At 56.4% G+C, this 13,104-nt stretch carries 13 protein-coding genes; 7 read left to right on the top strand and 6 right to left on the bottom strand.

Features of this window, described 5'->3' with window-relative positions:
• Window positions 1–13: 13 nt before the first annotated feature.
• The 7 genes from BM029_RS13745 (at window position 14) to BM029_RS13775 (ending at window position 6,357) form a co-directional block, all read left to right on the top strand.
• Window positions 14–1,837, top strand: coding sequence for a methyl-accepting chemotaxis protein (locus tag BM029_RS13745; protein WP_092436894.1), 1,824 nt, complete (start codon window positions 14–16; stop codon window positions 1,835–1,837).
• 255 nt (window positions 1,838–2,092) lie between these two features.
• Window positions 2,093–3,250 carry a methyltransferase gene (locus tag BM029_RS13750; protein WP_092436896.1) on the top strand — a complete coding sequence of 386 codons (1,158 nt, stop codon included), beginning with the start codon at window positions 2,093–2,095 and terminating at the stop codon, window positions 3,248–3,250.
• 273 nt (window positions 3,251–3,523) lie between these two features.
• Window positions 3,524–3,853, top strand: coding sequence for an Hpt domain-containing protein (locus BM029_RS13755; protein ID WP_139217246.1), 330 nt, complete (start codon window positions 3,524–3,526; stop codon window positions 3,851–3,853).
• A gap of 188 nt (window positions 3,854–4,041) precedes the next feature.
• The gene (locus BM029_RS13760; RefSeq protein ID WP_092436900.1) at window positions 4,042–4,452 is read left to right on the top strand and encodes an OsmC family protein; all 411 of its coding nucleotides are present in this window, start codon (window positions 4,042–4,044) and stop codon (window positions 4,450–4,452) included.
• Window positions 4,453–4,537: 85 nt separating this feature from the next.
• A complete protein-coding gene (locus BM029_RS13765; RefSeq protein WP_092436902.1) occupies window positions 4,538–5,089 on the top strand; it encodes an NADPH-dependent FMN reductase in 552 nt (183 codons plus the stop codon).
• A 1-nt stretch (window position 5,090) separates the two neighbouring features.
• Window positions 5,091–6,023 carry a DnaJ C-terminal domain-containing protein gene (locus BM029_RS13770; RefSeq protein WP_092436904.1) on the top strand — a complete coding sequence of 311 codons (933 nt, stop codon included), beginning with the start codon at window positions 5,091–5,093 and terminating at the stop codon, window positions 6,021–6,023.
• A 10-nt stretch (window positions 6,024–6,033) separates the two neighbouring features.
• Window positions 6,034–6,357, top strand: a complete 324-nt coding sequence (locus BM029_RS13775) for a chaperone modulator CbpM (protein ID WP_092436906.1) — start codon at window positions 6,034–6,036, stop codon at window positions 6,355–6,357.
• A 51-nt stretch (window positions 6,358–6,408) separates the two neighbouring features.
• Here the strand turns inward: BM029_RS13775 and BM029_RS13780 are convergent, their stop codons facing one another.
• From BM029_RS13780 to BM029_RS13805, 6 genes are all read right to left on the bottom strand, one after another.
• On the bottom strand, window positions 6,409–7,395 hold the full coding sequence (locus BM029_RS13780) for an NAD(P)-dependent oxidoreductase (protein ID WP_092436908.1): 987 nt from the start codon (window positions 7,393–7,395) through the stop codon (window positions 6,409–6,411).
• Between the two features lie 27 nt (window positions 7,396–7,422).
• The gene (locus BM029_RS13785) at window positions 7,423–8,697 is read right to left on the bottom strand and encodes an MFS transporter (protein ID WP_092436910.1); all 1,275 of its coding nucleotides are present in this window, start codon (window positions 8,695–8,697) and stop codon (window positions 7,423–7,425) included.
• A 117-nt stretch (window positions 8,698–8,814) separates the two neighbouring features.
• Window positions 8,815–9,789 carry a sugar kinase gene (locus BM029_RS13790; RefSeq protein ID WP_371329121.1) on the bottom strand — a complete coding sequence of 325 codons (975 nt, stop codon included), beginning with the start codon at window positions 9,787–9,789 and terminating at the stop codon, window positions 8,815–8,817.
• Window positions 9,780–10,592, bottom strand: coding sequence for a sugar phosphate isomerase/epimerase family protein (locus BM029_RS13795; RefSeq protein WP_139217247.1), 813 nt, complete (start codon window positions 10,590–10,592; stop codon window positions 9,780–9,782). The genes BM029_RS13790 and BM029_RS13795 overlap by 10 nt, the downstream gene beginning before the upstream one ends.
• Before the next feature lie 174 nt (window positions 10,593–10,766).
• The gene (locus BM029_RS13800) at window positions 10,767–11,861 is read right to left on the bottom strand and encodes a LacI family DNA-binding transcriptional regulator (protein ID WP_244545044.1); all 1,095 of its coding nucleotides are present in this window, start codon (window positions 11,859–11,861) and stop codon (window positions 10,767–10,769) included.
• 167 nt (window positions 11,862–12,028) lie between these two features.
• The gene (locus BM029_RS13805) at window positions 12,029–12,910 is read right to left on the bottom strand and encodes a GntR family transcriptional regulator (protein ID WP_092436915.1); all 882 of its coding nucleotides are present in this window, start codon (window positions 12,908–12,910) and stop codon (window positions 12,029–12,031) included.
• Between the last annotated feature and the right edge of the window lie 194 nt (window positions 12,911–13,104).

Raw genomic sequence — 13,104 nt, forward strand, 5'->3', positions numbered from 1 at the left:
AAAGTGTGCAGGCATGAAAAATCTGAGTCTGAAATTGAAGTTGTGGCTGGTGCTGGCGGTCATGTGGCTGGGTTTGTTGTTGCTGGCCGGCTGGTCCGCTTTAAATACCAGCGACACGATGATGCGCGAGCGCGAGGCAGGGCTGAAGAGCGTGGTGGAAACGGCGGCCGGCATTGTCAAAGGCTATGCCGATGACGTTGCCGCCAACAAGCTCAGCCTGGCGGATGCGCAAAGCCAGGCTTTGCGGCGCGTCAGCAGCATGCGCTATGCGGACGGTAACTACGTGTTCATCTTCGATTCGCAGCCGGTGGTATTGATGCACCCGACCAGCAAGGACATCGTCAACAAGAACGTCAGCGACCGCAAGGATACCGACGGCAAGTTGTATTACGTGGAGATGGTCAAGCTGGGCAAGCAGCAACAGCAAGGCATCGTGCATTACATGGGGCGCCTGCCCGGCACCGCCGATACCCGCGCCGAGAAAATCAGCCAGGTAAATTATTTTGCGCCTTGGGACTGGTACCTGGTATCGGGCGTGTTTGTGAACGATGTGCAAGCGGCGTTTTATGACAATCTGCTCAAGCTGCTGTTGATCATGGTCATCATCGGCGTGACAGTATCGGCGACCATGTTGCTGATCATCCGCAGTGTGACACGCAGCCTCGGAGGAGAGCCCGGCTACGCAGCGGCTATCGCCACCAGAATCGCCGCCGGCGAGCTGGATTTGACGGTGCTGGTCGATGCCCGGGATAAAACCAGCTTGCTGCATGCGATGCGGCAGATGCAGCAGCAACTGGCGGCAGCCATCACCGAGATTCGCGAAGGTTCGCACAATATCGGCGATTCGATCAAAGAGATTTCCGCCGGTAACAGCGATTTGTCGGCACGTACCGAGCAGCAGGCGGCTTCGCTGCAGGAAACCGCCGCCAGCATGGAGCAACTGACTGCCACGGTGCGGCAAAATGCCGATAACGCCAGGCAGGCCGGCCAACTGGCGCAGAGCGCTTCCAGCATCGCGGCCAAGGGCGGCGAGGTGGTCGGACAGGTGGTACACACCATGCAGGGCATTACCGATAGCTCTAAACGCATTGCCGACATTATCGGCGTCATCGACGGCATCGCCTTCCAGACTAATATCCTGGCGTTGAATGCGGCAGTGGAGGCGGCCCGGGCCGGCGAGCAAGGCCGTGGTTTCGCGGTGGTGGCAGCTGAAGTGCGTAATCTGGCGCAGCGCAGCGCCCAGGCAGCCAAGGAAATCAAGGAATTGATAGGGGATTCGGTCGACAAGGTTGATGGCGGCTCCGAACTGGTGGCCCGTGCCGGCCAGACCATGGATGAAATCGTGCAGGCGGTCAAGCGTGTGACCGACATCATGGCGGAAGTAACCGTCGCCTCGGAAGAGCAAAGCAGCGGCATCGAGCAGGTCAATCAAGCCGTCATGCAGATGGACAAGGTCACGCAACAGAATGCTGCGCTGGTGGAGCAGGTGGCGGCTGCCGCCAATTCGCTGGAAGGGCAGGCGCAACGTTTGCACGACGCGGTATCGGTGTTCCAGGTGGCGGAGTCGCAGCATAGCGGTAGCAGCAGTAGTAGCAGTAGTAACAACAATGCGCCGGCAGCGGCCCGGCGCACCGAGCCATCGTTCGCCGCCAGGCGAGCGCCTGCGTCGCCTGCAAAGCGCGCCTCACCCCCGGTTCTGAAAACGGTCGGCACAAACAAGGTGCGCGCCGCCGCTAACGTCGGTAAGGCAGCCGCCGCCAAGGGGCCGCAGGCGCCGTGGAAAGCGCCTGCGGCCAAATTGGCAGCGTCTAACGCCGATGACTGGGAAACGTTTTAACGCAGGACGGCCTGAGTTGTCCTGCTGGCAAGAAACAAAGAAACGGCTCACTGCGGTGGTCAAGAGGTATACTTCGGATCTATCGAAGACGCCCGTTTGCTGCGATGGCAAACGGGCAGCGCAGATGATGCATTGGTAATGCGTCATGACCTGCTTCCTACCTACCCACACTGATCGAGACCCTTCCATGCGTTTGATGCGTTTGAATTCCCCCACTGTCGGATTGCCTTCGGCCGAACGTCCTGCGGGCGCCCTATGACTACGACGGCAGGCGAACAGCCGATGATCCATTGGATCGAAGAAGATCAGCCGCGCTCGGCGCGCTGGCGCTCGGAAAACGGCAATGCCGCGCCCAAGCGGGTGGTGATTGCCGACGACCGGATGACTGCCGATACGGCCTATCGCCTGGCCTGTGAAGGTACCGGCATGCTGTGGCGCGGAGATTTCCAGAATGCGCGCCAGTTGTTGCAGGCGCTCGCGCGCCGCGCCGAACCGAAGGCGGAAAAGCGCGGCAAGCCACGCAAGCAACCAACTTCACCGACCGACGCCTTCAATCTGCATCGTCAGGCGCAATCGCAACGCGCCCGCACTCTGGGCATGCTGCTGCTGCCGTTTAACGCCGACTACAGCATCCCCCTGCGGCGCGCGCCCGATGTGCATGTGGCTTGCAACGAAGCCTACGGCGCGCCGACCGAACCGTTCGTGGCGTCGCTGCGCGAATTGCTGGGGCTGATCGGTGCGCACGAATGGCGCAAGAAGGGCGTTGAGATTGCTGCGTTAGGTGAAGGCGGGCGCATTCATCCTCACTATGGCGTGTACTCGCCGGTTCGTGGCGAATACATCGAATTGGTGGCGGCGGCGCCGTTGCCGTCGATTAAGCTGGCTTTTGACATCGGCACTGGTACCGGGGTGCTGGCGGCCTTGCTGGCTAAGCGTGGCGTGCAGCGTGTAGTGGCCACCGACATGGACCCGCGCGCGCTGACTTGCGCGCGTGAAAACCTGACGCGGCTCGATCTGAATGGCCAGGTAACCCTGGTGCAGGCCGACCTGTTTCCCGAGGGCCGTGCGCCGTTGGTGATTTGCAATCCGCCCTGGGTTCCAGCGCGCCCAAGTTCACCCATTGAGCATGCTGTCTACGATCCTGAGAGCCGCATGTTGCGCGGATTCCTGAGCGGCTTGGCGCAGCATCTGGAGCCTGCCGGCGAGGGTTGGCTGATCCTGTCCGATCTGGCTGAGCACTTGGGATTGCGTTCGCGCGCCGAGCTGCTGGCGGCGATTGATGCTGCAGGCCTGCAAGTGTTAGGGAAAACCGATATCAGGCCGCACCATCCGAAAGTCTCCGATCAGGCCGATCCGCTCCATGTGGCGCGTGCCGCTGAACTGACTTCCTTATGGCGACTGGCAGTCCGTTGAGCTAGGCGGATTGCATAAAACTGTAATTTTATTTCCTTGCGGAAAGTATCTGTTGTAAATTCACCGGTTTCGCTTGATGAGACCGGTATTTTTTGCGACGCAATGTTAAGGATTGTGAAATATACAAGTTTGCTATTGCGGCAATTAATCTCCAAACCTAGGCTATCTCTCTTCATCTGGCGATAAAAGATGAATACAAGGGTGCTTGCTTCGTTCTGGGCTGTTTGCAGACGGTCAAGATGACATCAAGGGATAAATACTAGAGTGGACGAAATGAACAAAAGCAAGCCTAGCAAACCTAGCCGGCCGGAGCCAGATTCGCTATTGCCCTTGAGCGAATCCGAGCTTGGACTTGACGATCTGTTCCTGGCCAGCGCAAGGCAAGATCTGCTCAGCATCGAGCAGGCGCTAGCTCGCCGCGACTACTGCGCCATACAGCAAACGGTCCATAGCCTGAAAGGTGCGGCAATGATTTTCCGCGTACCGGCGACGGTTAACGCCGCGCTCCACATTGAAGCTGTCCTGAACACCGGTTTGGCGGTCGATCATGACCAACTCACGGCGGCGTGTGCCGCGTTGCGACTGCAGATAGAACTGCTTTGAGCGTCCATGCAGGCTCATGCAGCGCGTGTTTGCGCTAGTGTTGCCATGGCCGGTATTTACCTGACGCTTGCCCGGCAGCGTATTAGCAATATCCACTTCTTCTAAAACAGCTATAGTCTCTATATCAGATCCGCGCATGCCAAGCCGGCATTCGTGGATTGGCAATTCCACTTTGATATGGAGAGCGCATGGCGTCTGTACACTTACAAAGCACGAGCGGCTTTGCCCAGCAAATCCAAGCCAGGTCGCACCAGTTGCGTGCCGACGAACCACTCAGCAACGGCGGTACCGATAGCGGCCCCGCGCCCTACGAATTGCTGCTGGCCGGATTGGCCGCCTGCACCTCCCTGACGTTACGCATGTATGCCGACCGCAAGCAATGGGATCTCGGCCTGATCGATGTGCGGTTGCGTTTTTCGCGCGATGAGCAGGGACGGGAAAAGATAGACCGCACAGTCGCTTTCGGCGCGCAACTTAGCCCGGAACAGATAACCAGGCTGGCCGAGATTTGTGAAAAGACGCCAGTCACCAAAACCATCAGGCAGGGTACGGAAATTGTGACTACGTTGAGCCAGGTCAGGCTTGAAGGACAAGCTTGACCTGGTAGCTGAGTATATTTACTTGATATACGTACTTGATATACGCACTTGAGCAACTCGGTCCGGTAACTCAAAGGAGAAGCGCATGAGCAAGATAATTGGTGTGGCAGGCAGCCTGCGCAGCGGTTCGCTGAATGCTGCATTGTTGCGGGCGGCGGCCGAGTTGATGCCGGCGGGGTCGACACTGGAAATTGGCACGATCAAAGGGATCCCCTTATATGACGGCGACCTTGAGCAGGCAGAAGGGATTCCGGCGGCCGTGACCTTGCTGAAGGAGCAGATAGCGGTCGCGGATGCGCTGTTGCTGGTGACGCCGGAATATAATAATTCCATGCCGGGCGTGTTCAAGAATGCGCTCGACTGGTTGTCGCGGCCGCCGGCCGATATCGCCCGCATCTTTCGCGGTCGACGGGTTGCCGTAATCGGTGCGTCGCCGGGTGGCTTCGGTACGATCCTGTCGCAAAATGCCTGGTTGCCGGTGTTGCGTACGCTAGGCATGCAACCCTGGTTCGGCGGGCGCTTGATGGTGTCGCGCGCGGGGAAGGTATTTAATGAAAATGGGGAGTTGGTTGACGAGCAGGTACGCGAGCAACTCAGGGAGTTCAACCGGAATTTTGTGGAGTTTTTAAAAACCTGAAATGAAATTCAAAGACTATTACAGCGCCCTGGGCGTCGAGCGCAACGCCAGTGCCGCCGAGATCAAGCAAGCCTACCGCAAACTGGCGCATAAATACCATCCGGACGTCTCCAAAGACCCGGCCGGCGAAGAGAAATTCAAAGACATTGCGGAAGCGTATTCGACGTTGAAAGACAGCGAAAAGCGCGCTGCCTACGATCAGCTGGGCCGCCATCATGAAGGTGAAAACGTTGAGCCGCCGCAATCCTGGCAACAAGGATTCGCAGCTGGCGGCGCGACGTTCGGCGATGTCGACATGGCCGATATCCTGGCCGCTTTTGCCGCTTCGCGCCATGGTGGCGGAGCAGGAGCCAGAATGCGACCGGTCAGAGGTGAAGACTATGAAGTCAACGCGCCCATTACCCTGGAGCAGATTTATGAAGGCGGTGAAACCGATGTCCGCCTGAGCATGCCCGAGTACGATGAACATGGCACCTTGCGCCGGACGCCGCGCACTTATCGGGTGAAGATACCGAAGGGCGCGGAAGACGGGCAAAGACTGCGCTTGTCGGGTAAGGGCGGGCAAGGGCAGGATGGCGGAAAACATGGCGATTTGTATGTCGTGATGAAGGTGATCCCGCATCCGCTGTATCGGGTAAGCGGGAAAGATCTGTATATCGACCTGCCTTTGGCGCCGTGGGAAGCCGTACTGGGAGCCGCTGTGCTGGTGCCGACTTTGGGCGGCAAGGTCGAACTGAGCATTCCCTCGGGTACCGCGGCGAATCGTCAATTCCGTTTTGCCAAACGCGGTTTGCCGTCCGCCAATGGCGAGCAGGGTAATTTATACGCGGTGATAAGGATAGAAGTGCCGCCGGCGGCAACTGCCCGCGAGCGCGAGCTATTTGAACAACTGGGGGCTGAATCGAAATTCAATCCGCGTCAGCATCTTATTTAGGAGGGCGACAATGACTGCTCTGTTAGTAGAAGCCGTTTGGTTAAACGACATTGCGTTGTGTTCGCTGGATGAGCTGGCGGAATTTTCCGGACTTAGCCAGGACGAGCTGGCGGACCTGATGGCGATTGGCGCCATCGAGCCGGATCGTAGCGCCGCGCCGACCCGTGTGTTTCCCGCGCAAACCATCGTGCTCGCCAGGACCGCGCGTCGTTTGCGCGACGATTTCGAGCTTGATATACACGGCGTGGCGATGGCGCTCAATCTGTTGGAAAAAATACATGCACTGGAAACCCGGCTGGCCGCCTTGGATGCCAAATTGCCGCATCTGCCTTGATGGCTTAGCTGGTAACTAAGTTAGTAATTAAGTTAGTAATTAAATTAATAACTAAGTCGGCAGCGGAGTCAGCACTTCAGGATTAACGACATTGCGCGTAGCGTTGCCACTCAAGGCATCCAGCAGATTTTGCGCTGCGCAGACCGCCATCCCGTGCCTGGTCTCGCGAGTGGCGGAGCCGATATGAGGCAACGCCACAACATTCGGCATCTTCAGCAAGCGCGAATCCGGCGCCACAGGCTCGCGCTCGAACACATCCAGCCCGGCGCCACGCAGGCGGCCGTTTTCCAATGCTGAAATCAGCGCAGTTTCATCGATGATGCTGCCGCGGGAAATATTGATCAGGATAGCGCCGGGGCGCATCTGCGCCAATTCTTGCGCGCCTATCATGCCATGGGTTTCCGGCGTCAGCGGCACCGTGATGCAGACGAAATCGGCGCTCTGCAATAGGGTGTCGAGCGAGCAGAAGCGCGCGCCATAGGCCTTTTCAGCAGTCGGATCGGGGCGGCGATTATTGTACAAAACCGGCATGCCGAACCCTAACGATGCGCGTCGCGCTACGGCGCCGCCGATCCGTCCCATGCCGACGATGCCCAAGGTCTTTCCTTGCACGTCGGTGCCGAAACAGTCTTCGCCGATGCTATGCGTCCAACGGCCCTGGCGGACGTAATCTGCCATTTCGACCACTCGCCGCGCGGTGGCCAGGATCAGCGCGAAACCTGTGTCGGCCGTGGTTTCCGTCAGCACGTCCGGTGTGTTTAGCAGCACAATCCCGCGCTTGCTCAGGTCGGCCGGGTCGAATTGATCGATACCGACGGAAATAGTGGAAATCGCCCTAAGCCTGGGGGCATGATCAAGAACCGAGGCATCGATTTTGACGCTGGCGCCGATCAGGCCTGCGGCGTCTTGCAGTTCTGTCACGAAGGCTGCACGGTTGTCGGCGTTGATGTCGTCAAATTGCACAACCCGGTGCGCCTGCTGCAGCATCGCCAGGACATCGTCAGCGACTTTTTTATAAAGTACTATTTTTTCTTGCATAAGAATTCCTTCGGGATGGATGTCAACTTACCGGTGAGCCAGGGCGACCTCGGGAACTGCTGCTTCCGGCTTGACTGAAATCGTCAATGCCACAGCGGCCAATAAACCACCCGCCATGAACAGATAGGATGCAAACGGACTACCGGTTGCTCCATTCAGATAGCCAACCACATAGGAACCAAGGAAAGAACCGAGCGCTCCCATGCTATTGATCAAGGCCATCGCGCCACCCGCGACATTCTTTGGCAGCAACTCTGGAATGATGGCAAAGAAAGGTCCGTAGGGTGCGTACATCGCAGCGCCCGCAATCACCAGCAGGGCGTAGGACAACCAAAAACTGCTGCTGCCGAGTAAATAGGAACCGAGGAAAGCCAGGGCGCCAATCAACAGTGCCGGCCAGACGAATAATTTGCGATTTTGCATTTTGTCGGAAGCCCATGAAGTCAGCAACATGGCAATCACGGCGACAAGATAGGGCAAAGCCGACAGCCATCCGGTTTCCACCATGCTGATATGGCCGGCGTTTTTCAAGATGGAAGGTAACCACAGCACGAAACCGTACACGCCAATGCTCCAGCAAAAATACTGGGCGCATAGTTTGACTACTGCCGGCGACTTGAATGCTTCGGCATAGTTACGCATCGGCTTCATGCCGACCTGCTCCAGATCGAGCACTGCTTTGAGATCGGCCTTTTCTTGCGGTTTCAGCCAGGTCGATTCTGCCGGTTTGTCCTGGACCACAAACCACCAGATACACGCCCACACAATCGCCGGCAATCCTTCGGCAATCATCATGTGACGCCAGCCGAAACTGTTTACCAGATAGCCGGACAGCACGGACATCCACAACACGGTGACGGGATTGCCTAAAATCAAAAACGTGTTGGCGCGGGAGCGCTCGGTTTTGGTGAACCAGTTGCTGATGTAGATCAGCATTGCCGGCATCACCGCGGCTTCCACCACCCCGAGTGAAAAGCGAATCACCATCAGCATCGGGATATTGCTGACCATGCCGGTCAGCGCGGCGCAAGCACCCCACAGCACAAGGCTCCAGAAAATCAATTTTTTGACGCTACGGCGTTCGGCGTAGATGGCGCCGGGAATCTGAAAGAAGAAATAGCCGAGAAAGAAGAGGGCGCCGATCAATGATGACGTGCCTTGGGTAATACCCAGGTCATGATTGATGCCGGCCGCACTGGCAAAGCCGAAATTGGCGCGGTCGAGATAGGCCAGGCTGTAGGTGATAAAAACGATCGGCATGATGAACCACCAGCGCCGGACTGCTAATTTTTTTGTTTCCATGTTGTGTCTCCTTAGATTTTTTCGGATTTTCAGGTTTGTACCTGTATTGTTTTTAGCGACTTTGCTTGTCTGACTGCTATCTGCTTAATTGCAACTCAACTGCAACTCAACTGCAACTCAATTGCAACCTAACTGCGCTCTGGTCGGCAATCCTTCACTATCGCCGATTACCTGAATTGCCATCGCACCGATTTGATTGCCGCGCTCGACTGCAAGGCGGGGCTCATGTCCATCTAATAATGCGCTGATCACGCCGACCGCGAAACCGTCGCCGGCGCCAACGGTGTCGACCACATTTGTTACCAGCGGCGCCGGAACGGTGGCTTCGTGTTCTGCGGTGCGCAAGTAGGCCCCTGAACTACCCAGTTTGATGATGACGCCAAGCGCGCCGCGCGCCAGGTAGAAATCAGCGATCTCGCGCGGTGTCGTCAAGCCGGTCAGGATCCGGCCTTCTTCGAGGCCTGGCAGCACCCAGTCGGCGTACGAAGCCAAGGCGTTGAGCCGGTCCACCATGAGCTCGCGTGAGCGCCACAATGTCGGCCGCAAGTTGGGATCGAATGTAATGCTCTTGCCGGCTGCGCGCATTTCGGTAGCGATATGGAAAGCCAGTTCCAGCGACGATTCAGAAATCGCCGGTGCGACACCGGATAAATGCAGATGGCGTGCAGCCTTGAAATATTCTGGCCGATAGTCGGCGATCGAGAGGTGGCTGGCGGCAGAGCCTTTGCGGAAATATTCGATTTCCGGATCGCTGCCATCGTCGTTGCGCGATTTCAGCTGGAAGGCGGTGGGGTAACGCGCGTCGATTGTCACGGCGTCGCTATTGATGCCTTCATTCGCCAGAGTCTCCAGTACGAAGCGGCCAAACGAGTCTTTGCCGACGCGACTCATCCAGCCAACTTGAAAGCCGAGGCGCGCCAGACCGGTAGCGACGTTGAGTTCGGCGCCGGCGGCGCGTTTGATGAAATTTTTGGCTTTGGCAAGGTCGCCTGTTTCGGCGGCGACAAACATTGTCATGGCCTCGCCGTAAGTCACCACGTCCAGTTTCTTCATTGCGGCCGGTTCGTTTGCGGACAGCGCTGTTATTGACATGCATTTACTCCTTCAAGTGCCGCAAATGTCGGCTTGCCAGCCGAACGCAAGCGTTCAACATGCGCTGCCTGTGCCTCTTCGCCGGCAGGCAGCGGATATTCAATTGCCCGCGACACATGACCAGGTAACTTTGACAGGCAGGCACGCCAGTCGACGCTGCCATCGTCGGGCGCCACGGCAAAACGGCGCATGCCTTCGCCTCGCACCCCTTTGCAATGAATGTAACGTACGTGTGAAGCAAGCGTGGCGGCGGCTTCGATGGCGTTCTGGTCAGCCCAGCTCCAATTACCGATATCAAAAGTCATGGCTACAGGGATGGCGGGCGCATACGCTTCGCATGCGGCAAAAAAGCTGGCGAACTCCGTGATCCGGCTGCCGCTATCTTGCTGGCCATTTTCAAGCAGTAACGTAACCGGCGTGTCGCTCAGCGCCTGTTGCAGAAGTTTTACGTCAACGCGGCCGGCGTAGCGATGCATTTGTAATTTGAGGGTCGCCGCTCCCAGCGTTTCTGCTTCAGCCAGACGTGCAATCAGATCCGGCAGATTGAGATTGCCGTCCGGCAGGAACAAGGATTCCGGTGCGGAATACACTGCTTGCAATCCGTATGCAGCCAGTAGCGGGTTTAAGGTGGCGAGCTCCAGCGCGATTTCCTCATCCGCGTGCAGGAATAACTCGCGGCGAATTTCGAGGCCATTGGCGTTGGCGCCGGCCGCAAGCGGAACTAGCGCGGCATGGCCGTTCTTCTGTACAAAATCGACGCCGTAGGCTGAGGCCACGATGAAGATATCCATGGTAGATGGCAAATCTGTCTCCTAAGTATTTCTAGTTGCTTTAATATTTTTATTATTGGAACCGGTTCCATGTAAAATTAAAAAAATTGCCAATAATTTATTAAATGAATATATAGATCAAGGCAGTGGGAACAAGAATCTATGGAACCGGTTCCAAGTTAATCCAAAAAAAATCGACAGTCAAGCCTAAGTTACACTTTTCAGGGCTGCCGTGGAGCCGCGTATCTCCAATTCTCCGGGGAACGCCAGAAAACGCGGCGGGGAATTTGCGCCATCGATGCGTTGCACCAAAAATTCCAGCGCCGCATGACCAATATCGAAGGTCGGCTGACGAATGCCGGTAATGCCGCTGCCGGCCAACACAGCCCAGTTAGGATCGTCAAAACCCAATAAGCCGACATCATCCGGCCAGTGTGCGCCCAAGCCCTGCAAACCGAGCGCGGCATTCAGCAACATGCGGCCATTGCCGGCAAGAATTGCGCTGCGCTGTTTACTATGCAACGCAGCCTGTAGCGCTAACTGCAATGCAGCGGCATCCGTTATTTCAACTTCTGCAGTAATCGCGGCGTATTGTTTTCCGGCTTTCTTCACCGCTTGGTGGACGGCCTGTTCGCGTTCGCTGCGACTGCTGACCTGGCCAATCGGCTCCGTAAGAAAGTGAATTGCGTGAAATCCCCTGGCAATCAGATGTTGGGTCGCCAGGGTTGCAGCCTGGGTATTGTCAAGTCCGACCATGTCGCATTGCAAACGATCGGCGCGGCGATCGATAATGACCATCGGCAGTCCGGTGTTGCTGATGGCCGCCAAATCTTCCTCAGGCAAACCGATTGGATTGACTACCAGGCCTTCTACGCGGTAATTGACTAGCAAATTCAGATAACGTTTTTCCAATTCAAGCTGGTTATCGGAATTGCAGACCATCAGCATGAAGCCTTGTTTTTGACAGGCGGCCTCGACGCCGCGCATGACTTCAACCGAATACGGATTGCCGATATCGGCGACTACCATGCCAACCATGCGCGTGCGGCCGCGCTTGAGTCCGCGCGCCATTTGATTGGGGCGGAAGCCCAGCTTGCGGATGGCGTGCTGTATGCGTAGCCGGAGTACATCGGAAAGGCTGTCAAATTCGCCGTTCAGATAGCGGGATACGCTGGTTTTCCCTGCCTTGGCTTCGCGCGCAACATCGTTGATTGTCGGCGTGCGGGTGGTATCGGTGTCGCGCATGGAGAGAGCCAGGAAAATGTTGAGAGTAGGGTGATTCGGATAATGTTGCTCACGCATTATTCCATGCTTGTGTTTGTCGTGACCAGAACCTTTTATTTCATTGTGCCTGACGCGTAACGCGAACCAACAGGCATGTCGGCAGCTATGTCGTGCAATTTTACTTCGGTCTTTTAGAGTGATAAATGCATCGCCATGCGTTGTCACGCTTTGCCACGCATGGCCAATTAATTTCGCGTGATGCTCAGATGATGTCGCATCAGCGCAGATGCCCATTCCCTGTTATCGCTTTCCAGTGCCTGGATGATTTGCAAGTGCTCCTTGCATGAATCGATCTGGCGTGGAGCGTGGTAAACCGCAATATGTTCGCTAAGGCGCCGAAGTTGGTTCTGTTGTTGTACCGCCTGCAGCACGAAGCGATTGTTGGAGAAGCGCGCCAGCATTTCGTGAAAAGCGGCATTGAGCGAGAAAAACGCCTGGGTGGAATGTTCGGCCGGAGTCTGAGATAGCATTTTTTCATGCGCAAGCCGGCAGTTATGCAGCTGGGCGGCATCGATCTTGAAAGAATTTTCCAGCAGTCCGCCGCACTCCACCATGGTGCGAAACTTATAGCTCTCGGCCATCAGGCCGGGTGAGCCTATGGCGGGCGAAAAATTCCAGCCCTGGCCGCGGCGTTTCTCTATCAGACCGTCTGCCGCCATGCGTACCAGTGTTCCCCGCAATAAGCTGCGCGACACCGAGTAGCGCTCCAGAAAATCTGTTTCCGTCATCATGTCGGGTAACAGGCTATTGGTACGATCGTCAATCAGGCGCAGATACAAGGTATCGCCGCTGACGCCGTCAACCAACATGTCCGCCGCTTTGCCGAGCGTGGCTTTAGCGCTGACGAAATAGCCGCTGTTCACGTGGTATTCCAGCAACTCTTGTGCCGCCATCAGGCGCAATGCCGCTTTGACCGGAGTCCGTGAGACATCAAACTGATTTGCCAGGCCTTCTTCGGTCAAATGTGTTCCGGCAGGCAATTCACCGGTCGTTATCTGCTGGATCAGCCGATTCGCCAGGTCGAGTTGCAAGGGGCTCGGGCGGCTGGATTTTTCTGGTTTTGTCATTCTCTTGCCACTGTCAGGTTTACATTTGATTGATGTTAAATGATTAATATCATTTGAGTAAACTATCGGGCAAATTCGGTTGGGATACTTAGCAGATAAGACAATTCTTAAAAAGCAGCATTCGTTTGGTTTTATCAAAAAAATAATGCAGACTATTTTATATTTATCTTTTAGGGGGGGCGTTCACATGAGGC

The organism is Collimonas sp. OK607 (assembly GCF_900111995.1).
In the GTDB taxonomy this organism is placed as follows: domain Bacteria; phylum Pseudomonadota; class Gammaproteobacteria; order Burkholderiales; family Burkholderiaceae_D; genus Collimonas.